This window comes from Cellulomonas sp. P2_F12, assembly GCF_056403775.1.
In genome coordinates this window covers 232,100-257,821 of record NZ_JBFUEV010000001.1, presented here as the reverse complement: position 1 = coordinate 257,821, position 25,722 = coordinate 232,100, and the positions used below count along the sequence as shown (strand labels likewise).

Genomic DNA, 25,722 nt, shown 5'->3' with positions numbered 1-25,722 from the left:
GCCTTCCGGAGCAACCGGACCGCGTGCGCGACGACATCGTGGGCTTCCCGACCCTTGGCAGACCCGCCCCCGAGCCGCCAGAGTCGTGACATGCCCACGGCCGGAGCCCTGCCCGCCACGTTCGAGGGCGAGGTCCTCGTCCCTGGCTCACCCGACTACGACGCCGCGCGCGCCGTCTGGAACGGCGCCGTCGACCGTCGCCCGGCGTACGTCGTCCGGTGCGTCGGTTCCGCCGACGTCCGCGCGGCGGTCCGGGCCGCGCGCGAGCTGGGGCTGCCGCTCGGCGTGCGGGGCGGCGGGCACAGCGCGGCGGGATGGGCGGTGCCCGACGGCGGGCTCATGCTCGACCTCTCCCGGATGCGGGACGTCCTCGTCGATCCGGAGTCCCGCACGGCGCAGGTGCACGGCGGGGCGCTGCTCGGGTCGCTCGACGCGGCCGCGCAGCGGTACGGCCTCGCTACGACGGCGGGGATCGTGTCCCACACCGGCATCGGCGGCCTGGCGCTCGGCGGAGGCGTCGGCTGGCTCGGCCGCCTGCATGGCCTGACCTGCGACAACGCGCTCGGGTACGAGGTCGTGACCGCCGACGGCGAGCTCGTCCACGCGACGGCCGACGAGCACCCCGACCTGTTCTGGGGGCTGCGGGGCGGCGGCGGCAACTTCGGCGTCGTCACGCGCTTCGACCTCACGCTGCACGACGTCGGCACGCGGGCACTCGTGGCCGAGGTGGACCTCGACCCAGCCGGTGGCCTCGACGCTCTCCGGACGTGGCTCGCGATGTCGGACGACGCACCTCGGCGCGCGACGCTCTTCGCGGAGGTGCGCGCGGGAGGCCCGCTCACGCTCGGGTTCGTCTGGGTCGGGTCGCCCGACGACGCGGCGCCACTGGTCGAACGGCTCGACGGCCTCGGCGACGTCCTGGCCCGACGGGTCTCGCCGATCAGCTACCTCGACCTGCAGCGACAGTCCGACGTCGGCTCGGCGCACGGCTTCCGGCGCTACGCGAAGAGCCACTACGTCCGGGAGCTGCCCGACGCGGCGCTCGAGGCGTTCCTCGCCCACACCGAGGTGGACGTCGGGGCGGCGAGCCTCGTCGCCTACGGCGGCGCGATCGCCGACGTCGACCCGGGCGCGACGGCCTTCGCGCACCGCGACACGCGCTTCGAGTACGACGTCGGCGCCAAGTGGGAGGACCCGGCCGACGACGAGCGCCACGCGGCGACGTGCCGGCGGCTGGCCGCGACCATCGAGCCGTGGAGCGTCGGCGTGTACGTCAACGCGCTCGGGGCCGAGGGCGCCACGGGTGTGCACCGGGCGTACGGCGCCGCCACCTACGCACGGCTCCAGGAGGTCAAGTCTGCCTGGGACCCCGACAACGTCTTCCGGCTCAACCAGAACATCCCGCCGGCTGACTGACGCGCTCGCGGAGGTCGCCCAGAGCGGTGAGCTCGGCCCCGACGCGGGTCGCCAGCTCGTCGGCCTCGGGAGCCACGTCGGGGTCGGTGATCACGGAGACCACGAGACGACCGGCCGCGGACAGCGCGGCGAAGGCGACCCCGACGTTGCCGGCCGTCGCGGCGATCGGCACCAGCTGGACGACGGGTGTCCCGGCGATGGAGAGAGAACCGGTCGGCCCGCGGACGTTCGAGACGAAGGTGTTGAGCAGTCGTTGCCGATCGGTCACCCAGCGGAACGCGCCCGCCCGGCCCGCGAGCCGGAAGGCCGGGACCATCAGGGTGCTCGAGGAGCCTCGCGCGGCCGCCTTGCGAGCCCGGGTCGTCCGCGCGACCGCAGCCACCCGCTCACCGGTCGTACCCGTGAGCGGCACGGGCACGATCATGGCCCCGACGCTGTTGCCCGGCTCGTCGATCCTCGCCGCGCCACGGCCCGAGACCGGTGCGGACACGACGAGCCGGTCCGGGTGCTCGCCCCGCGCGGCGAGCACCTGCGCCATCGCGCCCGTCGCAGCCACCAGCAGCAGGTCGTTGAGCGAGCACTGGTTGCGTCGCGCGGACGCCAGGACCGGCGCGAGGGCGACGTCGACCGCGGCGACGCGGCGGCAGTGACCCGTCGGCGCGTTCAACGAGCACCGCGGAGCGCCGGTGCCGAGCCACTGTCGTGTGCCGAGCTCCAACCCGCCCTGCCACAGCAGGCCGAGCTCGCGCGGCAGCCTCGCGACTCGTCGGAACGTCGCGACACCTCTCTCGAGGAACAGGTCGAGCGTGCGCGGCTGTGGCGCCACCTCGACCGGGGCCGGGTCGATCGTGTCCGTTCCGTCGAGCAGCCGCTGCAGGACCCACAACCCGGCGACGCCGTCGGTCACCGCGTGGTGGGCGACGAGCACGAGCGCGACGGGCCGGCCATCGGGAACGCTGACCACGAGCGCGCGCCACAGCGGCCGGGCGCGAGACAGCTGCTCCGTCGTCGCCGCCACCGCCACCTCGAGCACGGCGGCGCGGTCGCCCGGGGGCGCGCACAGCACGTGCCGGACGTGGGCGTGCATGTCGACGCTGTCGTCGTCGAGCCAGTAGGGGCTGCCGAGGACACCCCGCGGCGTGACCAGCCGCTGTCGAAGGCGCGGCACCCGGCCGAGGCGGTCGACGAGAACCTGCGTGAGCTCGTCGGACGTCGCTCCCGCCCCCAGGAGCAGCACGATGCCCACGTTCAGCGGCACCGGGCCGACGTCGGACGCGAGCTCGGCGAGGTCCCCCGGACGGATCCGCTCCACCGGCCGAGGGCGCACCACCGTTCGCCCTGACATCGCCCCGACCGTCGAGGCGGCACGAGGTCCGACCATCTCCTGGCCTCCCGTCCTGCGCTCCTGTGGCCGAGACAATCACCACGCCCGTGGACCTTCCAGGGCACAAGGGCCCGAAGGTCCGGACCGGCAGCGCTTCTCCGGGCCTCCTCAGTCGGTGCAGGCATGGAGTCGCTCGATGCCGACCCCGGCCGACCGTGTGTGGCCGTTCGGGCGTCGAGCGCCCGCCGAACGCAGCGCGTCTGGCGATCACAGGTCGGGCAGTGCCCCCCGGCTCAGGTTCGTGACGGTCGCCGTCATCGCGCTCGCGCGGTCGGACGCGAGGAACGCGACGGTGTCCCCGAGGGCGGTGAGCGAGAGCTCACCGCTCAGCAGCGCACCGGGGACTCCGGGTCCGCCCGTCGCCATGACGTCCTCGAGCGTCGAGCCGCGCGTCTCGGCCGTTCGCGACCACATCGCGCCCGCGTACGACCCAGCGGCCACGGAGCCCGGGATGGCATCGGCGCGGACGCAGACCACCCGCACGCCGTACGGTCCGGTCTCACCGGCCAGCTGCCGGGCGAACGCCTCGACGGCGGCGCACGCGGGACCGAACCCGTCGGAGGGCAGTGTGACGCGGGCCGCCGTGGTCGAGAGCAGGACGATGACGCCGTGCCCGACGGCGGTCATGTGGATCGCTGCCGTCGCGCCGGCCACGTAGGCGTTCGTCGCGATCGCCGTGATCGGAGCCAGGTAGTCCGCGAGCCCGACCTCGCGGAGCGGGACGCCCTGCACGTGGTCCCCGCCCGTCGCGTCGACCACGATGTGGAAGTCGCCGGCCTCGTCGACCACGCCGTGCAGAAAGACGTCGACGGCGTCCCAGTCGGCCAGGTCGACGGCCGCGGCGGACGCCCGGCCGCCGGACGCGACGATCTCGTCGGCGACCGTCTGCGCCGCCGTCGACGAGCGGCCCGTCAGGTAGACCCGTGCACCCTCGCGCGCGAGCGCCCTCGCCACCGCACCGCCCACAGCGCCGCCTCCGCCGTACACCACCGCCACCCGCTCCTTGAGCTCCATGACCTGATGACGCGCGACACTCGCTCGATCGACAAGACTGGACGGCTCTCTGTCAGTCCACCTCGACGAACGTCGCCAACGACTGCGCCGGGTCGACGAAGTAGGTCGAGAGCATCATCCCGGTGCCCGGTCCGAGGTCCCGGGCGTTGTGCGGCGTCCCGGGCGGGATCAAGAACGGGTCGCCGGCCTGCAGCATCAGGGTGGGTCTGCTCTCGATCCGCATCTCGACCGTTCCGGCGAGGATGTAGCCGACCTCCTCCCCCGGGTGCGTGTGCCAGCCCGACTCGACACCGACCGGGATCTCGGTCAGGACCTGCACGATGTCTCGGCCGGCCACCGAGGACGCCTGGTGCTGCAGCTCGGTGCGCTTCAGCTTCGTCGCCAGCTCGTCGATCGGTCCGGAGCTGTTCACGACCCTGAGCCGATCTTCTCGAGCGCACCGAGGATGACGTTCGTCACCGCTTCGGGCTGGGACACCATGATCAGGTGAGAGCCCTCGAGCTCGAGGAGCTCGGCGTTCGCCCGGCGCGCCATCGACAGCAGGACGTCCGAGCCCGCCGCCTTGTCCCCGGTGGCGACGACGGACCACGTGGGCAGGTGCTTCCACGCGGGCGCACCGGACCTCTCGTCGAACGCGGAGGCGGCGATCGGCCGCTGCGACGCCGCGAACGCGTGCGCCTGCGCCTCGGGCAGGTCGCCGGCGAACACGGCAGGGAACTGCTCCGGGTCGACATACAGCTCGACGGCCGTCTCGTCGCCGACGCCGGTCGGGAACCGAGCCTGCACCAGAGCGGGTCCCAGAGCGCTGTCCCGGGAGGTCCCCTCGACCTCGCTCAGTGCCTCGTCCTCCTCAGGGGCGAACCCCGAGACCAGCACCAGTCCCTTGACGTTCGCAGCCTGCGATGCGGCGTTGCTGATCACCGCGCCGCCGTAGGAATGGCCGACCGCGAGCACGGGACCCGGGATCTGCGCGAGCACGCTGGCGATGTAGGCGGAATCCGAGTGCAGACCTCGGAGGGGCACGGCGGGCGCGCGAACGGGGACGCCGGCGGCCAGGAGTCGTTCGATCACCGGGACCCAGCTTCCGGCGTCGGCGAAAGCGCCGTGCACGAGGACGACCGTCGGGGACTCAGCTGTTGCCATCAGGAGCTTCCTTCACTGCCGGAGACGTTCGTCCCCCGCCTGACGCGTCGGCACCGGTGCAGCACCGGCAGCTGGCCCGTTGGGTGCGCCGGCCGGGCACGGTCGCCGGCCTCGACCAGGGGATGAGGGATGCTCCGGCTCAGAACCGGAGCGCAAGCCCGACCAGTGTTCGGGCCCGACCAAAGCACCGCACGAGCGTATCGGCGGCCCTCCTGGACGAACAGGGCGCGGCCATCTCCGGCCTTGGCAACAAGGCGCCGGACCCGGATGTCTCGGGTGGGGCGCCCAATCCTCGGATGAGGTCGCGGTCCGGCTGTTCGGTCGTCGCCTCTTCATGTCGACCGGTTCGGGGTGCACCTCGGGCCGGACAACGGCCCTGAACAGCGACGAACGTCGACCGGCCGCGACGACGTAACACGGCAGAGGCGCACCCGACGCCCCGCGCCGTCGGGTTCGCCTCTAGTCGAGTAGCTGCCGGTAGATCGCGAGGTAGCCGCTGACCATCCGATCGGCGGAGAACTGGTTGACGACACGGGCCCGGCACGCGCGTGGACTCAGCCCCACGGCCTGCTCCACCGCGGCGGCCACGTCATCGCCAGCGGCAGCCTCGTCGGAAAGGCCGACCAGGACGCCCGTGACACCGTCATGGACGAGCTCGGGGAGGGCCCCTCGCCGGGTCGCGACGACCGGCGTACCGCACGCCATGGCCTCCACCACCGCCAGACCAAAAGGTTCCTCCCAGCGGGAGGGGTGTACCAGGCAGGAGGCTCCCGCGAGCAGAGCCAGTCGGCGGTGTCCGCTCACCTCACCCACGAACTCGACGCCGCCGTGCGTCTCACGCCGCAGGACCAGTTCGGCCCACTGCCGTTCCGACGCCGACGTCGGCCCCCCGGCCACGACCAGCCGCCGGCCCGCCGCGACGGCGGCGGCCACGGCGATGTCGGCGCCCTTCGCCCAGCTCAGGCGGCCCAGATACAGCAGGTAGTCGTCCTTGCTCTCACGGAAGGGGTAGGCGTCCGGGTCCACCCCGTTGTGCACCGTGCCGGCCCAGGCCAACTCGGCCGCCGTGCGCCGTTGGGCGTCGGAGACGGCGACGAGCGGCACACGGCCACCCAACGCCCGGTGGTAGTCGGCCTCGGACTCGGGGCCGGAGACGGCACCGTGGACGGTCGCGACTGAAGCTCGTCCTCCGGTGTGCATCAGGAGGCCGGCGCGCGAGTGATGGTGCACGATGTCCGGCTTCAGCGCCGACACTGCGGCGTGGGCACGGGCGGCGTGCAACAGCTCCACGCCCACGTCGTCGCCGGTGTCCTCCCCCGGCGCCACGGGAAGGGTCTGCACGAAGCGACCGGCGACCCGTCGAGTGCCCGAGGCAATGAGCGTGACGTCGTGACCGCGGCGAGCGAGCCCATCAACGATCGAGGCACACACACGTTCAATCCCGCCGTAACCGTCCGGTGGAATCTCGTAGAACGGCGGCGCGACGACGGCGACACGTAGCGGCTTCACGTTACGACCCCGATCGATCTGCGGTTGTGCCACGGTAGCGTCGTGGAGCGAACGATCCGACCCGTCTCAGCGCGCGAGTTCGACGAGCTCGTCGACGTGCTGGAGCGGGGAGCCGGTCGCCACCCGAGCGAACGTGCGCGACACGACGCGAGGTCGGCCATTCCCCGCGCGCGTGCGTTGGGCGTCTTCGAGGACGAGCGTCTCGTCGGTGGCACCGCCTCAGACGCGCTCGAGCTCACCGTCCCGGGTGGCACGACCTGCCCGGCAGCGCGACCCACGCTGACCGCGATCGCCCCGACGAGCCGCGGCCACGGCCACGCGACCGCCCTGCTCGCGCACCAACTGGCTGACTTCGCGGAGCGGGGGGAGCCGCTTGCCATCGCGTCGACCTCCACGCCTGGTCTCGTCACCGGCGTGGGGTACGCGCCGGCCGACGTCGCGGTGGAGGTGCAGATCCAGCTGGCCGATGTTCGGCTGAGGCCGGACGCAGGCTCCGTGCAGCGAGTCCGTTGCCCTGACCCCGACGAGGCTCGCAGGCTTCTGCCCGCGCTGTTCGAGCGCCACCGGCACCTGCAGGTCGGCCAGGTCCTGCGTACGCAGGAGTTCTGGGAGATGTGGTGGATGGACCACGAGCTGTACCGGACGGGTCCCGGCGCCCGGTTCTTCGTCGTCGCCGAGGATGAGGACGGGCGGCCCTCGGGATACCTCACCTACCGGCTCGCTCCAGGAGACCTTCGCGATCAGCCGGTCTCCGCCCTCGTCGTCGAGGACCTGATCGCCGTCACGGACAGCGCTCGACGGGCGCTCTGGCGCTTTTGCCTGACGTTCCGGCAGGCCCAATCCGCCCGTGCCCGCAACCTTCCGGCAGACGACCCGCTGCGATGGATGCTGACGGACCCCCGAGCAGTGACGACCACGCGCACCCGCGACTTCCTGTGGCTCCGGTTGGTCGATGTCGATCGTGCCCTCTCGGCACGCACCTACGGCGGCGACGCTCGCCTGGTCCTGGAGGTGCGCGACGATGTGCTTCCGGCGAACACCGGACTGCACTGCCTGGACGCTCGGCGAGATGGCGCGTCCTGCGTCCGAGGGCCGGGACCCGCCCATCTGAGCCTGGACGTCGCCGACCTCGCCGCCGTTTACCTGGGCGGCACGACATTCGACACGCTCTGGCGGGCCGGGCGGGTCGTCGAGCGCCGTCGAGGTGCGGTCGCCATCGCGGACGACCTGTTCGTCCAGCAGCCCGCGCCGTGGACAGTCACTGACTGGTGAACGGTCGGTCAAGACCTCTTCAGCTTGCCGAGGCTCGAGATGACCGGCACGGCGACCTTCTCCGCCGCGTCGAGGAACGAGCGACCCGGCGCTGCGAGGAGGCCCACCCGAGCCAGGGCGGAGAACAGCAGGCTCAGGAGGAGGACCAGGATGGTGGCGAGACTTCCCACATTGGCGAGAAGCCCCCACACCGACTCAGCACCGATCGCCAGCGCCACCCAGACCGCGGCCGCTGTGATCACCAGGGCCGGGAGCGAGGTGGCGAATCCGCGCCCCAACGTCGCCGCGATCCGCTGGTCACGGAGGCCGGTACGCAAAACCTCGGCGTCCGCGGACATGTCCGCGACCGTGTTTCGCAGACGGACGTTCACCGTGGCCAAGTGCTCGACCAGGGCCTGGTCCACGTATTCTTCCGTGGCCGTCGATGTCCCGCCGTCCGGCCATCGCAGGGTCGCCAGGCGCTGCAACCCGATCGGGAATGCCCGGTCTGCCTCGACCAAGGCGTGCGTGAGGCGAGCGCGTCGGGCCACGCCCCGGGCCGTGCGGTCGTGACGGTTCAGCGCCCGACGCAGGACGTCCGCGCCGGTCGCCACGTGCCTGGCGAGGCGGTCGGCCACGTCGGAGTCGGCGGGCACGTGGCGGAGCAAGGCGACAACTCCGCGCACGACGTCGGCCGTGGCCTCGACCGAGAGCCAGCCTGCTGCCTGATCGGCGGGGAAGCGCGCGAGCACCCGCGCGACGACGTCGGCCAGGACCGGGGATGTCGTCGGCCGGTCCGACGCGAGCAGTTCCAGCTGGTCGAGGAACGCCACGGAGTCGAGGCATCGAATGACCGGAGCGAGCGACACGAGCGCGGGCTCACGCGCCATCATCGCGGTGGCCAGGTCGTCGAGGAAGTCGTGATCGGCTGCCCGTTCCCACGCGGCTCGGAGCGCGCGAATCTGGAACTCGGCGTCGAAGTCCCTGCAGAGTGGGTGGGAGGCCATCCAGGTCACCAGTGAGGTGTCGAGGGGACCGTCGGGCGTCAGCATGGGCACGATCTGAGCGAGTGCGATGCTGGACGCGATGTCCTCGCGATGACGCGGCGTCCGGAGCCGGTCGCACGCATCCTGGGCGAGATGACGCAGCCCGGCCGTCGTCACCGCGACGGGGCTGACGTTGGCGGGATCCAGCTCCAGCAAGGCGATCGCCGCGATGATGTTGCGGGCGTCGAAGGCGGATTCGACGGTCTCCCAGTCGGTCACCGCGCGCAGCTCGGCGTACAGGCGAGAGGCGAGCTGGCGCTGGCTGTAGTCACCAACCAGCGCCGTGATCCTGCTGGCGGAGATACGGGTCGCCCGGTCAGTGCTCACGACGGTCCCACCGCGTTCGAGGAACCTCAGCACCTCCGGCCTCTCGGCAGCGTCGTCGAGATGGTCGGGGGGGACGACCAGCATCTCCACCGCCGAACCTCGCTCACGGAGCAGCCAGTCGTCCACGGGCGTGAGGTCCTCGCCCCGGGCCGGGACAAGCCGGACCAATGCCGCGTCGTCCATGCAGAGCCAACGGTGCAGCAGCTCAGCGGAGGACACCTGAGGATCTCGCCAGATCAGACGGCGCGGCGGCCCGGCCGCAGCAAAGCGGATGACGTTGGCCAGCAGACCGACGTTGTGCTGCCAGTCAAGGAGCATCGTGCAGAGCACGATCCGCTCGGGTAGGTGATCCTCCGTCCGCACGAGCACGGCCTGGTCCTCGTCCTTCGCGAGCACGGTGGTCAGCCCCTCGGGCAACGAACGGCGGTCGAGCGCCTTGAAGAAGAGCCAGGACGGTCCATGCTCGTGCCCCCCGTCCCGGAGCCGGTCGACCATCACGGACGACGGCACATGGAGCACGGAGTCGTCCCGCGCTCCGGAGGACAGGCTGATGTCGTCCGGCTCCGCGCCGGTCCGGGTCGTCATCTTGGGGCGGAGCTCCTCGGGCAGCACGACGTCGAGCGACTCAAGCCACTGGTGGAGGACGACCAGGCCGCCGCCCCGGTGAAGGAAGTCGCGCAGGCGACCCGCGTGCCGGTCCGCGGCCCGGGCGACCTGCTCGGACGTCAAAGCGTTGGTCGCGAAGACGAGGCAGTCGACCTCCGAACGATCCAATGCCTCGAGCAGGGGTGCAACGGTCTCGTCCGAGTAGAACGTCAGGTCGAACTGCTCGCCATTGGCCGAGAGCAGGCGGCAGCTCTCCTGGTAGCAGGAGATGACGTCAGCCCATGCAGATCTGGCTACGTCTGTGCCGTTCTGGATGACAGCAATGTGCGGCATCGTCGCCTCCTGGTGCCCGGTCCTACCATGGTGGGAAGACTTCGGCGCACTCACATCATTCTGTCCCTCCCCTCCACGACCACGTCGGCGGTGCACCATGGAGATGCTGCCGTCCCCGTGCGTCGTCCTGTCCCCGCACCTGGACGACGCCGTCTTCAGCGCCTGGCACGTGCTGTCCCGCAGGACGGACGTGGTCGTCGCGACGCTCTTCGCCGGAGTACCCGCGACGGGTTTCGTGACCGCCCTGGACCGGAAGCACGGCGCGACCGAGTCGGCCGCGTGGGTCGCGCGCCGGCGCGCAGAGGACCTGCGCGCGCTGGCCGGGACCCGGTGTCGGGTGGTGCACCTGCCGCTCCTCGACGCGCTCTACCGGAGCAACGCGATCCAGGGCCTCCGGGAGGCGCTCGAAGCGGAACCCGGTCGCCTGATCCCCTTGGTGGCCGCTGAACCGCGCGCACGCATGGCCCCCGACGAGCTGTCGGGCGCGATCGCCCCATTGGTGGGGAGCACGACGACGGTGTACGCGCCGGTCGGGATCGGGGGCCACCCCGATCATCAAGACGTCGGGCGAACGGCACTCCTTCTAGCGCAGCACGTCCGCGAGTTGCGCTTCTACGCGGACAGTCCCTACTACCTCTCCGCAGGACTGCCGACGGTCGTCACCGGCCGACGCAACGATGCGGCGGACCGGCTCCTCCGTCGCGGTCTGCACGAGCTGGGCGCCGGCACGCTTCAGGCACACCACGTCCAGCTCACCGACGAGGAGGCCGCTGCCAAGGACGCGGCGATGCGGACCTACCAGACCGAGTTCGACGCGATCGACGCGGACTTCGGCGGTCTCGCCGGCGAGCAGTCGTCCATGCGCCACGAGGTCTGGTGGGCGATGCAATGAGGCCAGCACCGGCGGTCCCTCGCGTGCTCATGGTGCACGACTACCCGCCGATGACGGGCGGCGGCCTCGCGCTCGCCGTCCGGGAGCTCGCTGCGTTGGTGCCCGACGCATTCGAGGTCATCATCTGCAGCTCACGGACTGTGGACCACTTCGCAGACGACCGCGACGAGCCGGGCGCTCGCGCTGCCAGCCCCCGATGGAGCACGCTGGTCCGCTACGACTGCATCGTCGTGCACTGGACGTTCTCGTTCCGCTGGCTGTCCACTCTCGCTGTGGCGCTCGCTCCCGTAGTAGGGCGGCCGGTGCTATGCGTCATCCACACCGCACCCGACCACTGCGAGTACAACAGGCTGAGCGCGTGGCCCGTCCGGCTGAGGCGCGGGGCGCTCGGCGTCGTCGCGAGGCTCATGAGCCGCTGCGACGAGGTGATAGCGCTCAGCCCCTCGCACGCCGAGGCGCTCCTTCAGGCCGGACTGCCGGTCACCCGGGTGCTCCCCATCCCGGTGGACACCGCTCGACGCTACGTCGGAGGGGTCGAGCGGATGCCGTGGAGCCGCCACGTCGCGATCGGGGTCGTCGGTGAGCTGTCTGTGCTGAAGGGGAGCGACGACCTCCCGCCGATCGTTCGTGCGCTGGTGCCAGCCCACAAAGTCGTCGTGGCGGGCCGCGGCCCGTACTCACACGCACTGCTCTCGTTCGTCGCGACGCTGGAGCCGGCAGCGCGCGCCGCCGTGGTGCTGGTCGACCGGGTGCCGCCCGAACGGATGCCTGAGCTCTACCGCGAGCTGGACTGCCTCCTGCTGTGCTCCCGGACGGAGTCGCAGTCGCGGGTCGCCCTCGAGGCGATGCTGGCGGGCGTGATCGTCCTGGGCAGACCCACGACTGGTGTGGTCGACGTGCTGGTCGACGGACGCACTGGGTTCTGCATTGATCCTGACGACCCGGGATCCGTGCGCACGCTGCTCGACCGGCTCCTCGATGAACCTGACCTCGTGGCCGCGGTGAGGGACAGCGCCCGTTCGCACGCGGCGCAGCTGACGGGTCGCGCGGAGCGCGACTGGGCCGAGCTGCTCGTGAGCACCACGACGCGGCCGGCCCCACTCCGGACACGGCGGGGACTGCATCTCCGTCGTGGACGCGTGAACTGAACCGAGGGGCTGCGGGCTCGGGGACTCATGAGTCGGGCCAAAACGGGAGGTCAGGGGCTTGCTACGATGACCCTAGAAGCCCCTGACCTGGACTTTCACTGTCGGGCTGACAGGATTTGAACTTGCGACCCCGCCCATGACGCACTCTGGCCCGACGACCGCATCGCACGCCTGCGATGGCGACCGCCGGCTGGCATCGCCCAGGCGCAGCAGATCGTCGACGATCTCCGAGCTCGTCGACCGGGAGTGAGTGACGCTCTGCACGGGCGACGCGTCTATGTCGCCGGCAGCGTCTCCAGGGTCCCGAGCAGGGCGACGCCCGCGAGGAGCAGCGTGGCCACGTTGCGACCGTCCGGGTCGGCGATCGGAGCCGACTGGGCGGTGTTGTGCCCCTCGACGGGAGTGGGGACGTAGAGCGGCTCCACGAGGGCGTTGCCGGCCTCCTCGTTCGTCAGCTCCGCGAACGCGACGGCGGCGGGGCCCGGTCGGGCCAGCCGGACCCACCCGGGCGAGGACGTCTGGCCGGAGGTCGGCGCGGCGGCGCCCACCAGGCGCGCCATGAGACCTCGTCGGAACGCCCGGATCCCGGCCGAGTACCCGTCATCGAGCTGCCTGTCGAACAGGGCGACGTCGACAGCCCCGTCGAACGTGAGGCCCCGCCGAGTCGGCGAGCTCGCTCCCACGAGCAGCCACACGTCGTCGACGCAGACCACGGTCGTGTCGGTCAGCATGGGCCGACCTGGGAATCCCATCGGGTGCAGCATGGTGACCCGGTCACCGCCGGCTGCGACGAGAGCATCGTAGGCAGCCTTGCGCGCTTGGTACTCGAACAGGGCGAAGGCTTCGTACTGCGGCGGCAGATCCGGCAGTTTGGGCACGGCCACGAGAACGCGCAGCGAGGACACGGCTGACAAGCGGGAGACCAGCGCCTCGACGATGTCCCACTCGGCCGTCAGGTCGTCGTGTCCCGAGTCGTCCTGCGGCCCGCCGTCGTGGGTGGACGCCCCGAACCGAGGTGCCTCGATGTACACCAGCTCCCGCGCGGCTCCGATCGCGCTCTTGAGTGCCCACTGCGCGTCGCGGCGTCCGTACTTGGCGGCGAACGCCTCGCGCCGCAACTCGGCGAACGCCCGGTCCTTCGTCGGGACCACCCCGGACAAGGTCGACTGCACGACCGCGGGCAGCTGGTTCAGAGTCGAGGACCAGCTGGCCCCGCTAGCGTCAGCGGGCAGCACGGTCGGGTCCGGCACCAGCGCCAGGTTCGGTGTCTCGCAGTAGCCGGCCACCGTCGAAAGCACCGCCCCCGCCCAGTGATCGGTTCCGGCAGCCGGCTCGCCCCAGGACGCGTCGTCGTTGAGACCCGCCATCCGCCCCTCGAGACCGCGCGCCCGCCGCAGTGCCGCCCGAGCCAGGTCGTAGGCCAGCTGGCCGTCCGCGACCACGCCGGTCACGTCGTGCTCGCCCTGCGCCGGCCAGCCCGGGTTGCCTTGCCGCGGGCGGGCGGTACGCGACCGCGGGGTGAGCCAACCCCCGCCCAGCACCGCGTGCCAGGACTGCGACGACCCCCCGGAGCGGGCAGCAACCACGGATTCGCGCCGAGCCATCGTCGGCATGCGCGGGGCGTCGCGCTGCGAGGTGGTGCTCCCCTCGTCGCCCAGGCTCTCCGCCAGTGCTATCGCGAACGCGGCGATGTCGCTCATCGACCCCGACGTCGGCCAACCGACCGCCGCCAATGGACTGGCCAGCGGGAAGCCCAGCACGCCGGCGTGGCTCACCCCTCGGTTGCCCACCGGGACCCCGCTGAATCCGTCGTTCTCGTCGAAGTCGGTGGCGGCCGTCGGTGTCGGCACCGTCGACGGTGTGTCTGCGATCGGTATCGAGAACCCGCCGAGCAGACGCGGCCGCTCCGGACCCGACGCCGGACGCGGCGCCACCAGCAGGTCGAAGTTCACCTGTGCCCCCGACGGACGGGTTTGCGTCCCCAACGCCAGCGGGTCCTTCAGTCGCAGCACCACGGGGCCGGTCGCAGGCGCAATCGTGGACACACCGTCCCCGCGGACCACGGACGGCCCCGACGCGAGCTGGTCCGGGAAGACCATCCGCCGCGGAAACACACGCAGGAACGCCTCCGCCGGCACCGCACCGTCCTTCAGGGTCACGAGGACATCGTGGGAGCCCACCTCGGCCCAGGTGGCCGTCGCTCCGTCCGCCGACCGCAACGGCTTGGTGCCGTCGGGTCCCCACGCCGCGGGGGTCACACCCGATGGCGTCGGGTGGGCGGGCCAGTGAAGGTCGGAACTGGTCGCGGAGGTGCCGGACCCGGGTAGGCGCACGGTGGCGACGTCGGGGCTGACCAGGAACCCCTCGCCGCTGGAGCCCGCGGCCGCGAGAGCGCCCGCGACCTCGTGCAGCACGTCGACGCCGTCCCCGAGGGTGCGCACCGTGACCCCGTCGCGCACGACGGGCTTCGGCTCGGCCGCGCTGTGGCTGTCGACGTCGCCGGACTCGCGCCGCCCGGGCAGGTAGGTCGCGAGGTCGACGGCCACGACCCGCACGAAGTCGCGGGGAAGGGTCACATCGCTGGCCACGGACGGGAGGGCGACATCGGAGGTCCCCAGGAGCCCCTGCGGGTACAGCCCGACCCGCACCAACGACGAGGTGCTCTCGACGTGCACGTGTGCGCCCGTCCGGTCCGTGACCGTGACGGCATCGCCGCCCGTGAACCGCTGCGGCGAGCCGGTCGTGCCCGTGGTGACTGCGATCCCGTGCCCTTCACCCGGGTCGCTCCATGGAGCACCTTGCGGCGAGCACGCCACGACCTGGATCTGGGTGGTCGTGCCGACGAGCGCCGTCAGCCCAGAGGCCAGGTCCGTCGGGCTTCCGGTGCTCAACCCCGACAGCTTGGTCATCAGTGCGGCGAACGCCGACGCGACGGCTCCGGCGTCGATGCACCACCCGCGGGCGTCGTGGAACGTCATCGTCTGCCCGGTGCCCAGCGAGTCACCGGCCCGCACGGCACCCGTCGGCGCCGAGCTGCCCGCGAAGACGTAGACGTAGCGCGGCACCGGGCGCTGGAGCGATGTGTCCGCCGTGGCCTGCAGCTTCAGGTACAGCCGCGACAGTGCCAGGTACGCCGCCGGGTGCATCTCGAGCGTTGTGCCGCCTGCGGTCATGTCCTCGCCGCCCATGTCCAGCATCGACACCAGCGGGGTCGGCTGGACGAATCCTGCGAAGGGAGCCTTGAGGGTGGCGCTGACCGATACGGCCCCCGTGTCGCCGAGGTCGGGCGAGTCCCCCCAGCTCGGCGCGAGGCGCGGATCGGCGATGCCGAGCGCGGCGAGCTTCTCCTGCTCGAACAGCAGCGCGGCCAGGTCGGTCACGGGATCACCTCGGTCGCATCTGCCGCGCGTCCGCGCGGGTCGGTCACCCGAATCCGCACGCTGGCAAGCGTGTCCCCCACCGCCGGACGCAGGAACACGCCGATGCTGCCGTCGTCCGCCACGAAGGCCGGCCCGATCACGTCCGAGCCGGCGAGCGGCAGCTCCGGTTGTCCGAACGGCAGGGAGTCCAACGTCGTGTTCAGCACCGCCTGGCCGTGGCCGGACGCGCCGTCGCTCGTAACCGCCACGACCTGAAGCACGAACGGCCCGAGCGAGATGCGCACCGCTGGCGCGTCGGTGCGGAACGTCAGGAGTGCCGGCGTCCCACCGGACTCGGGCGCGACCGCGGCGGACGTCACGCCCGGAGGCGCCGCCGGCGGCACGAGCACCGCCTGCGCGCTCGAGGCAGGACCTGCCGCCGGGCGCAACCCGTTGGCGTCGTCAGATGAACCCCACGCGACCGCGCGGTACCAGTACGGCTGCCACGACGGCGCGACCGTGTCGCTGAACGACGCGAACGAGCCGTCGCCCGCCGCCGTGAGCGTGGTGACGGCCGGCCCCATCGCGCCGACGTCCCCGGTGAGCCTGGCCAGCGCGGTTCGGTGAAGGTCCACCCGGTCCACCCCGGCGCCGGCGCGGACGGTGACCGATACCGCCGTCGCCGAGACGGGAGCAGCCGATACGGACGCCGGCTTGGGCACGTGCGGTCGCGGGATCCCGTACAAGGCGTATCCGCGACCGCCCACCGCCACCGGTGGAGTGGTCGGCCACACGCTCTCGACGCCCGCTGCGCTACGCGCGAGCACGACGAACCCGTGAAGCACCTGGCTGCCGCGCGCCAGCTCCGCGTCGTAGGAGGTGTCGGTGATCGGCGTGGACGTGACGCGGGTGAAGGTGTCACGGACGCTCTCGATGCGGACCGCTGCGTCCAGCGCGGTCTTCCGGCTGGACAGCGGCGCCGCGAGATCGGGCGGCGGGTGTCCGGCCGCGGACAGCAGCGCTGTCTCGTCGGCGTGGTACACCGAGTAGCTCACGGCGCCGGGTACCGCCACCCACGTCACGTGGGCCCGTGCCCGGCCGGTCGCATCAGCCAACGACGTCCACTGCAGCGGACCAGGCGGCCCAGGGGTCACGGGTGGCACCGGGGAGTGCACGGTCGCGCTGCTGGGAGCACTCCAGCTGCTGGTCAGCCCGGTCACCCGCTCGGTGCCCCGGATCCAGCAGATCACGCGGACCTGCTCGGCGGTGGTGAAGTCCAGCGTCACCGGGATCGTCATCGTGTAGCGCCCGACCTCCTCGGGTGGTGTCGTGTCACCGGCCGGCAGGTCGGGCTCGCTGCGCATCACCGAACCCGAGCCGGCGGGCAGGGTCGGTGGCTCCACGGTCGCCCCGGAGCCGCCCACGCCCCAGCTGAGCGCCAGAGGCGTCGCAGATCCGGTCGGTGCGAACGCCTCGGCGGGCGGGTTCGACGACGGCACGCCGGTCCCGTCGTCGAGCGCCGCTGCCATCTCGATGCGTGACGGCGAGCGGGTGTGCCAGTCCCAGGACACGTCGATGCTGATGTCCGCCGGCTGGGTCGATGCCGCCGACTGCGGGTCGACGGGTCGCAGCCGGACACCGACGAGCACGGGCAGCTGTGGCAGCTCGTCGGGGACGCTCATCTGGGCCTGCGACCAGCTGCTCCACAGGCCCCAGCGGTTCTGCCCGATGGCGCAGTAGGTGTACGTGCCGGTCGGTGCCGCCGGGTCCGGAAACACCCCGTCGACGAACGTCACCCGCTGGACCTCGCTCAGCGTCGGGTTGTCCGGCACCGCCGACACGAACGGGATCGGCGCACCCGGCTTGCGAGTCGGCACGATCAGAACCGGCTCTCGCCCTGGGAGCGCCCGCGCGACGACAGAAGACACCGCCTGCATCGACCCCGCCTTGTTCTGGGGCCGGTCCCACCCCAGGATCACGGTGGACAACCTCGGCAGGTCTCGTCCGCCCGGACGCAGGCCACCGGGCGCGAGCTGGGCGGTCATCACACCGGGGGCCACCGGAGCCGTCGCCGGGGTAGGAGCGAAGAACGCGGCAAGCTCGCCGTCGAAGGCGTAGCTGAACAGTCCGACGTCCACCTGGAACCGGTGCTTGACGGTCACCATGTACTCCACCTGCGGCGCGGAGAAGGTGATCGGCAGGTGCGGGCTCGGGTAGGCGGTCGCCAGCCCCATCGCCAGCGCCGAGTACATGTCGCCGTGCGCGGCGATCTGCAGCAACCCCAGCGGTGGCACCCCTGCTCGCGAGTCGCCGAGCGCGGTGGTGGTCGACGACCCGCCGGAGGCGTCCTGAGGCTGCGGCAGCGGCTGCTCGACCCGGAACCCGGCGTGCTGCTCGGGTCCGCCGGATGCCGACAGCATCGTCATCAGCAGGGGCAGCAGGGTCTGGCGGTTCTCATCGACGAGCGCCGCGAAGTCCGGCGGGACCCACTGCGGGTCGGTGAACCCGACGGGCGCCACCCAGCCCAGCCGTGGCGCGCCGCGCCCGAGTCGGTCCACCGCTGCGTCCACCGGTGCGATCGGGCTCGAGACAAGGCCCTGCATACCCGTGTCGTAGGGCAGCACTGCTGCTGCATCGACGGGCAGTCCGACGATCTCGACGGGGCGCCAGTCGGGCAGGTTGGCGTAGGGCGTCGCGGCGACGAACCCTGCAGAAGTGATGGTTCCGGTCCCGGACACGTGCACGCGGGCGATCCCGGTGCCGGTGAGCACGACGGTCTGTCCGGTCGCCCCCGCCTGGACGACCACACCACAGATCCGGTTGCCGCCGGTGTCGTAGGCCTCGAGCGTCAACGTCGCGGTCGTCGTGGTCGTCGACACGTACACGTGCACCGCGCGGTCGGGAAGGTCGATGTCTCGAGGTTGCAGCGGGTTCACCGTGAGCGCACCGCCCGGCAGTTCCACCGAGACCGGGTCCACGCCGCCTCCGGGCCGGCTCCACACCGTGAACGGTTCGGCGGGGAACCCGACGTCGGGGTGCAGCACCCAGCGCAGCACGATCATGGAGACGAGCTCTCCCGCCGTCTTGATCTGCTGGCCCTTGGCGATCGACGGCCAGTCCAGTCGGCTGGTCTCACCGAAGAACCACTGGGACGCGACAGTTCGGCTCACGACGTCGCCTCCCACGGCGGCCGCACGACCTGCAGCTGCACCAGAGTGTCGTGCGTTGCGCTGACCCCTGGGTCGTCGAGCAGGCCGCTCGCGTCGACCTCCCGGTCCAGCGCGATGTGCACCTCCGGTGTGACCGGACCGCCGGGCAGAGGACCGAGCACGCACACCAGCCTGGTCCCCGCGTCGTTGCGGATGACCCTGGTCAGCGGAACGCGGTTGGGGGCGCCTAGCTCCCCGATCGGTGCCTGGCCGACGGTGAGCCAGTCCTGGGTGCCGAGCTCCCACCACGACGTGCCGGTCGGGGTGTCGGTGTGCTCGACCGGGGCGCTGCGCGTACGCCACACGGGCTCCGGGGCGTCGATGAGGATCGCGACCGGCACTGTGCGGACGACCGTGGTGACGTGCGGCGGCTTGTGCGGGAACGGTGGGAAGGGAGGCAGGTGCCCACCCAGCGTGGCCGGTCCCACGACGACGGTCTGCTGCTCCCACAGCAGCACGAGTCGCGCGCCCCGAGGCGGGGCGATCGCGCCGAGCCCGAGGGTGGCCAGCGCCGCATCCAGATCGGTGTCCGACGGGGTATCGGTCAACGCCGCGAACGTCGCCACCGAGCTCGCCACCGACCGGTGCTCGAGCATCTGGCTCGCGATGGCGGCGGCGAGCTCCGTCGGGGTCGAGTAGGAGCCCGTCGAGAACCCGCGGTGCATGAGGGAGTGGCTGAGCGTACCCACGGCCGGGACCGTGGCGGTCTGGTCGTAGGTGAGGTCCAGGGTGTAGTCACAGCTGCGGTCCAGCGGTGCGTCGATGGTCGCCTTGCCGTGGCGGGGACCGGGGTCGACCACCAGGCACGGCAGCGACGGCGGCCGCGAGTCGGTGCCGGCGGCGAGGCGCTGCAAGGTGTGCTCGAACGTCGAGAGCACGACGCCGGCGACGGTTGCCAGCTCGCCGAGCGGTGCGCTCGTGCGTTGCAGGTCGGTCCGCGCCGGCACGACGTGCGTATACAGGGTGTGCCCGTACGCGCCGACGAGCTGGTCGACGTCGTCAGAGGCGAAGCACACGACCGGCGCCTCGGCGGTGAAGTGGAACTTCTCCCCCTGGCTCGGGAACGTGTACAGCAGCCACGGTTCCAGGGTGTCCGGCGCCGACGCGTTGGTGCTGAAGCTGAACGACTGCGTCGCGGTCCCGTCGTTGACCGGCGTGGTGTCGCCGACATGACGACCTTGCCAGCTGTAGTCGATGGTCACCGTGTAGGTGGTCCCGGGTGCGAGCAGCGCGCGGGTCCTCGGATCGCTGGTCGTCGCCGTGCCGATCGTGATTTGGGCGTCGTCGGCGTCCGTCGTGTCTGCCTGGGCGCGTTCGGACTCCGCGACCAGGGCCAGCTCGACGGCGCACACGACGTAGGAGGGCGCGACGAGGAACCTCATCTGCTCGACAGTCGCTTCCGAGACGCCGAGCATCAGCGTGACGGTGGCCTTCGGCAGGTCCGCGTCCAGCACGGCCGCCACCCATCCGAGCTGGGCCCGCCGGTGCGCGTAGGCGATGGCGAGCGCAGCGTCCTGTGCTCCTGGGAAGGTCGGGTCGGTCCACTGCGCCGGGACCGGCGTCGTGAGCATCGCGGCGGTGATCGGGATGTCCGGCCCGGTCGGCGAGCCGTCGGCACCGAGCGGGCGCACGACGAGCTGCCCGAACTTGAGCAGGTTTCCTGCCAGGTTCACGAGCAGCCGCACGTGCGTCGCCTCTCCGGCGTTCAGTGTCAGGACGTCGAGCAGCCCCACCTCGTCCACCTGCTGGCGCAGCCGCAGCACCACGGCATCGAGCTCCTTCAGCTCGTCGCTCGGCTTGGGCAGTGCACGTTCGTGCGGTGCCGCGAGCGCCCGAGCACCGATGAGCTTGACGAAGCTGAGCTGTGCGCCGTGGGGCACCGCGAGCTGGTCGACGTAGGCGGGATCGATGCCCAGCAAGGGGTCGATCGAAGCGACGCCGGTGCGCCACGGCTCGTGGACGGCGAGCGTGGTGGGCGCAGGGTGGGACCGCCGGGTCCCTGGCTCGTCCGGGAACGCGTTCCCGGTCACCTGCCAGCCGTCGGGGTTCGGTCCGGGTGGGCACGGCTCGAACGTCCACAGCACGTTGGCGGGATCCGCCACCGGGACGCACACCCAGCCCCATCCGTCGTCGACCCGCCCGTCGTTGTCGTCGCCGACGAGCGTGATGTGGTCCAGGGGGTCGGGCGACCAGTCGAGGACTGCGTACTGGACCGTGGTGTCGTCGCCCTGGACTCGGTTCCCTGTGCGGAACACCGACTGCACACCGGTCACCGGCGTCGGGGTGGCGGGGCTCAACGTGACCGACGTCAGCGTGTACCGGTACTCGGCCTGGCCGCGCCGCGCCCACCCACTGCCCTGCGACAGCGGCGCAGGCGCCGGGGCGTCACCGACCGTGGTGAATCCGGACCCCAGGACGGGCGCCGTCATCATGCCCATGATGGGGATCACGTCGACCGGCACGGCACTTGCGGCGACCGCGGTGTGGTCCGGGTGGTCGGGATCCGTGTCCGCCGTGGTGAGCGCGGCCCCGACAGGACGGTCGGCGGTCGCCGTGCCGTGCACCGGGGAGGTCGTGCGTGCTTGCAGGGTCAGACCCGAGACCAGCGGCGGTGCTTCCGCGAGCGAGCTGCTCTGCCCCAGCTCGACGTGCACGCAGCCCTTGACGCTGAAGAACATGAAGTCGACCTCGCCGCAGACGTCACCCGCCAGCGAGACGTCGGTGTGGCCGCCGTGCGCCAGCGCCGTGATGTCGAGGTGCGCGCTCGCCTCGATGCTCACGATCCACAGGTGCAGCCGCCCCCGCAGGTCGAACAGGCCGAGGAACTGGAACGGGCTGAAGCTGACCCCCACGATGGCGTCGGCGCTGACCTCGAGGTACAGCCCGCTCCCCTTGTCGCCCCACACGATCGCGGCGTGGATGCCTGCCGCGATCGCGAGGCCAGGCACGGGACCGCCCAGCCGTTGGACGAGGGGGTCCACGTCGTCGATCTGGTCGCCGTGGATCTCCACGAACGCCGTGGCGTCGAACAGGTCAAGCACACGCGCAGTCGCCGGTGCGTGGTAGCTGCCGATATCGATGTGGAAGTTCTGGGGGTCGGCGTAGCGGAAGAACGCACCGATCGGCACACGCAGCTTCAGGAGGGGCGCGAGGTTGTCGTACTGGACGATGATCCCGATCAGGATCTCGTCGGTCCGGATCTCGACCAGCGCGGTGATCGTGCCGCTGGTTGTCGACTTCTGCGCCGGCCGCTTGCTCAGGAAGTTCGCCTTGACGTAGAGAAGAAGCTCCGGTCCGGGCAGCTCCAGGATCAGCACGCCCTTGAGGTTGAGGATCGTGCCGCCCTCCATCGTGCCCAGCACGATGCCGACACCGAACGCCCAGTGGTCGGCCTGCGGTCCCCACAGGGTCAGCGACGTGACGTCGCCGCCGGGAGCCGCCGCGAGCCAGTCCAGCGCCGGGTTGTCGTCAGGACCCGTGGCGGCGGCCTCGGTTCGCTTGTAGTGCATGCCGAACAGGCCGAGGAAGCCATAGATGCCCAGACCGCTGGCGGCCAACGGGATCGCGACCGGGAAGTCGACCTCGAGCGTCGCATACACCGCAGTCAGGTGCCGGTCGCCGTCCTGGAGCGACTCCACCGCCAGGCTCGCCGCAACCCGGACGCCGACACTGACCAGTGCGAGGTCGATGCTGCCCTGGAATCCGTTCGCGTCGATCGCGAGGCTGCCCGCGCCCTCGAGCACGTTCGGGATGCTCACGGACGCGCCCAGGGCGGTGAGCGTCACGGCGACCTGCTCACCCTCGGCCTCGGGCAGCGTCACCCGCACCCGCGCGCGGTCGATCGACACCACGCCGAGGTCGACCTTCATGCCGATGTCGGCCTCGATCTGCAGCGGGTTGATCCGAGCGACGCGCAGTGCCAGCAGGTGCAGGATCTCGCCCAGGGGTGCGGGCATCTGGATCGAGCTGGCGTCGGGCACCGTCAGCTCGTAGCCGCGCGACGCGTCGAACGCCGGCGCGAGCACCATGTGGCCTTCGTGCTCACCGAAGCGCACGCCGACGGCGTCGTAGCGCACCCGCATCGCCTTATCGGGCGGAAGCCTCAGCAAGGTGGTCGAGCCGAACGTGATGTCGAACCACAGCTCGACGCCCACATCGATGAGCAGGGCGGTCTGCCAGCCCTCGCCGTCGCGTTCGACGAGGATCTCGAAGCCCCACAGCGTGAGCGACTTGGTGTGCGCGATGTCGGCGATCGTGATGGCCACGACGACGCCGGTGCCGATCGCGAGTGCCTCGACACCCTGGACCGGGGAGCCGGCCGACCCGGCTGCGGTCGCGATCGCAGGCGCGAGTGCCGTCAGCAGGCCGACGAAGTCCCGGCCCTGATCCGGCGTCGGGCTGGCAGCCGGTCCGGGCAGCGGGCTGGTCTGTGCGAGCCAGTTCGTCGGCGCGTCGCCGGCGTCCCCACCGGTGACGATGAGGTCGATCCGGAAGTCACCGTTCCCCGAGTCCCACTCGGCGGTGAGGTCGTAGCGGACCAGGCCGTGGTCCAACGTCGATGGGACGGCGGCCGGACCCGACCCGGCGAGCTGGTGGCTGGCGTCGGCGCTCCGCAGCTGGTCCGCGGCCAGCGACGCGAGCCGGATCACTCCGCTGACCTCGAAGGCTACGGGGATGTTCTGCACCAGGCGCACGACGACCTTGATGGATCGGAACCAGCTGGGAGACGCGATCTGTCCGGAGGGCGGGGTCTCGACGTGGGCGGGAGTGCCGCCGGCGCCGCCGGACGTGCTTGCGTTGCGCTGGAGGGAGCCGGAGAACGACGCGTTGGCGGCGGCCGCGTCGACGCTGGCGCGAATCGTGGCGCGTCGGTGCTGAGGAAGGGTGTCCGAGGCCTGGCTGGTGCCGGAGTAGATCGGCGCGCCCCTGGTGGTGGTGTAGGTCGTGGGCGTGGAGGGGTCCGCGAAGTCCAGCGCGGCCCGGCCCAGGCTGATGCGGCGTCCCGCGAGGTCGGTGTTGTAGGTCGTGTGGCTCGTGTTGGCCTCGTGGCTGGCCTCACCGACCACGGCGAATGAGGTGCCGTCGGCGAAGTGAGCCGCCCATGCGCGCAGATCGGAAGGGTTGACCCGTTGGCCGCCCGGCTGTCCGTCGGGCACCGGGTCGCGGTACATCAGGTTGCGGTCCGCCCACGCCTGTGCGGGTGTGTAGCCGCCGCCGCTGGTCGCCTGCGGGTGGTCGCGGACGAAGTAGACGGTCCTCTCGCGCGGCACGGGTTGTCCGGACCAGCCGACAGTGACGCGGTGCGCAGCGGTGTCGTCGTGGCCCAGCAGCGCCTCGCCGTGCCCGCTCGCGTCGAGTGTGACGTTCGCTCCGTCCAGGGTCAGCGCGACGGTCGAGTCGGTTGTCGAGGCCGGTGTCACGGCGAACCCGACGTGGTCCTGGTCCGAGCCGGCCACCACGACGACGCGGCGGCTCGTCGGCAGCTCAGGACTGAAGGTGAGGTGCAGCTCACCGGGGGTCGTCGTGGCGGTGCCGCCCGGCGTGCCGCCCCCGCCCGATCCGCCGCTATCGCCTGACGCGGGTGCGTGCACGTGGAACAGCAGGTCAGCGCTCCACGTCTTGCCGGGCCGAGCGGCACCGCCGTCTGTGACGACTACCCGGACGTGCTGGCCGTCCGTCAGCGGGTGGTCCGCCGTGTAGGCATGGCTGCGGGTGACCTCGGGAAGGCCGTCGATCGTCACGGTGTAGGGGGGCTGCCCGCCGTGCACGTCGACGATGAGCGCACCGGCGCGCCCTGTGGTGAGCTCGCCGTGCCGCAACTCGTCGCTGCCGGTGGAGGTCCAGTGCGGACTGACGGTGTGGTTGTCGGCAGTCTGGAAGCGGATGTCCGCGTCGACGGCTCCGACCTGGTTCACGACCTCCGCGTCGAAGTCGCCGGAGACACCGCCACCGGGGCCTATGCCGATGAGAAGGTTCTTGGCGCCTGCGTCGACAGCCAGCCCGCGGATCCCGGACGGCGCGACGAAGATGCGCACCTCCGGCAGGAAGATCCCCTTCCAGTCGTCGCCGGTGCCCGCGATGGCCAGGATCTCGGGCGGGGTGTGCTCGTCGGAGAAGTCCAGGACGGCCGAGCGAAATCCCCAGCCGAACAGGCTGTTGTTGCTCCCGGTCAACGCGTAAGGCGGATCCTGCGTGATCGCCGTGAGCTCTTTGGGGTCGGCCTCGGTGTCCAGACCGACCGCACCCCACGAGTCAAGCGTCGCGTCGACGGACCCGACCGTGGATCCCTGGGCGATGGTGACCATGATCCGCGGCAGCACGAGCTTGACGTCGTTGTGGTTCGGGTCCGGGACGAGCAGGCCGTCGGCAGTGAGCTGCGCCGGGCGCGCGAACGGCAGGTGCAGCGTGACGGACGTGATCAGGAGGTCCAACCGGAACGTCGACGTCGGGGCGTCGGACGGACCGGACGACGCGCTCAGTGCAGCGATGACGGCGCTCAGCGGATCCGCGCTCCCCAACGCGGCGACGGCTGCGGCGACCGTGGCACTCTCGGTGCGAGCAGCGGTCAGGCGGAACCTGATCTCGATGTCGTGCCAGTCGAAGACCTCGCCGTGCGGGGTCGTGTGCTGGCCCTGACCCGGCTCGTCGAACCCCGCTCGACCCCAGATGCAGACGGCGTCCTCGTCCCAGGTGGAGTCGATCGAGCGGACCTTGAGGAAGCCGATGACGTCGTCGTACACGCCGCCGAGGTCGATGCCCGACGTCGAGGCTGGGCTCGACGTCGGACGGTCGCCCGCGAAGAAGTACGGGGCGATGACGTCCAGCAGCCCGAGCGCCACGGGAACGGCCTAGCCTCGGTGCACCGTCGTGCCGGCTCCGCTGCCGGCCTGGGTCGTTCTCATGGCAGCCATGTCTCCGTCCGCCGCGCCCCTTGCCATGAGACGCTATCCGTCCCTGATTTCCGGGTCAATCAGGACAAACCGGAACCCGTTGAACCGTCTCGCACCCGGGGGGACGAGTGGGGAACGCGCAGGGCAACGCGAACCCCGGCGGACCAGCATCGGCTCCGCGGGCAGACCGATGTT

The 25,722-nt window shown here is 71.5% G+C and carries 13 protein-coding genes; 4 read left to right on the top strand and 9 right to left on the bottom strand.

All coding sequences use genetic code 11. From position 1 onward, the window contains the following. Positions 1 to 90 precede the first annotated feature (90 nt). Positions 91 to 1,416: an FAD-binding oxidoreductase gene (locus AC1DWH_RS01115; protein ID WP_477092120.1), complete on the top strand. Its 1,326-nt coding sequence runs from the start codon at positions 91 to 93 to the stop codon at positions 1,414 to 1,416. Here AC1DWH_RS01115 and AC1DWH_RS01110 read toward each other — a convergent pair. The 5 genes from AC1DWH_RS01110 to AC1DWH_RS01090 form a co-directional block, all read right to left on the bottom strand. After that, a complete protein-coding gene (locus AC1DWH_RS01110; RefSeq protein ID WP_477092119.1) occupies positions 1,388 to 2,761 on the bottom strand; it encodes a wax ester/triacylglycerol synthase domain-containing protein in 1,374 nt (457 codons plus the stop codon). The two genes, AC1DWH_RS01115 and AC1DWH_RS01110, sit on opposite strands and share 29 nt — an antisense overlap. Positions 2,762 to 3,007: 246 nt before the next feature. Continuing rightward, on the bottom strand, positions 3,008 to 3,814 hold the full coding sequence (locus AC1DWH_RS01105) for an SDR family NAD(P)-dependent oxidoreductase (protein ID WP_456844685.1): 807 nt from the start codon (positions 3,812 to 3,814) through the stop codon (positions 3,008 to 3,010). Between the two features lie 52 nt (positions 3,815 to 3,866). Then, the gene (locus tag AC1DWH_RS01100) at positions 3,867 to 4,226 is read right to left on the bottom strand and encodes a cupin domain-containing protein (RefSeq protein WP_456844686.1); all 360 of its coding nucleotides are present in this window, start codon (positions 4,224 to 4,226) and stop codon (positions 3,867 to 3,869) included. Then, positions 4,223 to 4,957 (bottom strand): alpha/beta fold hydrolase, encoded by a 735-nt coding sequence (locus AC1DWH_RS01095; protein WP_477092118.1) that lies wholly within the window; start codon positions 4,955 to 4,957, stop codon positions 4,223 to 4,225. The genes AC1DWH_RS01100 and AC1DWH_RS01095 overlap by 4 nt, the downstream gene beginning before the upstream one ends. A gap of 459 nt (positions 4,958 to 5,416) precedes the next feature. Continuing rightward, complete coding sequence (locus AC1DWH_RS01090; RefSeq protein ID WP_477092117.1) at positions 5,417 to 6,499, bottom strand: glycosyltransferase family 4 protein; 1,083 nt, start codon at positions 6,497 to 6,499, stop codon at positions 5,417 to 5,419. A gap of 9 nt (positions 6,500 to 6,508) precedes the next feature. Between AC1DWH_RS01090 and AC1DWH_RS01085 the strand changes: the two genes are divergently transcribed. Next, positions 6,509 to 7,738: a GNAT family N-acetyltransferase gene (locus AC1DWH_RS01085; protein WP_477092116.1), complete on the top strand. Its 1,230-nt coding sequence runs from the start codon at positions 6,509 to 6,511 to the stop codon at positions 7,736 to 7,738. Between the two features lie 8 nt (positions 7,739 to 7,746). On the opposite strand, the gene AC1DWH_RS01080 is transcribed toward AC1DWH_RS01085, so the two are convergent. Then, positions 7,747 to 10,029 (bottom strand): serine/threonine-protein kinase, encoded by a 2,283-nt coding sequence (locus AC1DWH_RS01080; RefSeq protein WP_477092115.1) that lies wholly within the window; start codon positions 10,027 to 10,029, stop codon positions 7,747 to 7,749. Here AC1DWH_RS01080 and AC1DWH_RS01075 point away from each other — a divergent pair. Together AC1DWH_RS01075 and AC1DWH_RS01070 are read left to right on the top strand one after the other, a co-directional pair. Beyond that, positions 9,965 to 10,921, top strand: coding sequence for a PIG-L family deacetylase (locus AC1DWH_RS01075; protein ID WP_477092114.1), 957 nt, complete (start codon positions 9,965 to 9,967; stop codon positions 10,919 to 10,921). The two genes, AC1DWH_RS01080 and AC1DWH_RS01075, sit on opposite strands and share 65 nt — an antisense overlap. After that, a complete protein-coding gene (locus AC1DWH_RS01070; protein WP_477092113.1) occupies positions 10,918 to 12,069 on the top strand; it encodes a glycosyltransferase family 4 protein in 1,152 nt (383 codons plus the stop codon). Before AC1DWH_RS01075 ends, AC1DWH_RS01070 begins: the two co-directional genes overlap by 4 nt. A 275-nt stretch (positions 12,070 to 12,344) precedes the next feature. Here AC1DWH_RS01070 and AC1DWH_RS01065 read toward each other — a convergent pair whose 3' ends face one another. The 3 genes from AC1DWH_RS01065 to AC1DWH_RS01055 are packed head-to-tail and all read right to left on the bottom strand — an operon-like array spanning position 12,345 to position 25,476. After that, positions 12,345 to 15,449: a hypothetical protein gene (locus tag AC1DWH_RS01065; RefSeq protein ID WP_477092112.1), complete on the bottom strand. Its 3,105-nt coding sequence runs from the start codon at positions 15,447 to 15,449 to the stop codon at positions 12,345 to 12,347. After that, on the bottom strand, positions 15,446 to 18,598 hold the full coding sequence (locus AC1DWH_RS01060; protein ID WP_477092111.1) for a hypothetical protein: 3,153 nt from the start codon (positions 18,596 to 18,598) through the stop codon (positions 15,446 to 15,448). Before AC1DWH_RS01060 ends, AC1DWH_RS01065 begins: the two co-directional genes overlap by 4 nt. Then, a complete protein-coding gene (locus AC1DWH_RS01055; protein WP_477092110.1) occupies positions 18,595 to 25,476 on the bottom strand; it encodes a hypothetical protein in 6,882 nt (2,293 codons plus the stop codon). Before AC1DWH_RS01055 ends, AC1DWH_RS01060 begins: the two co-directional genes overlap by 4 nt. Positions 25,477 to 25,722 lie beyond the last annotated feature (246 nt).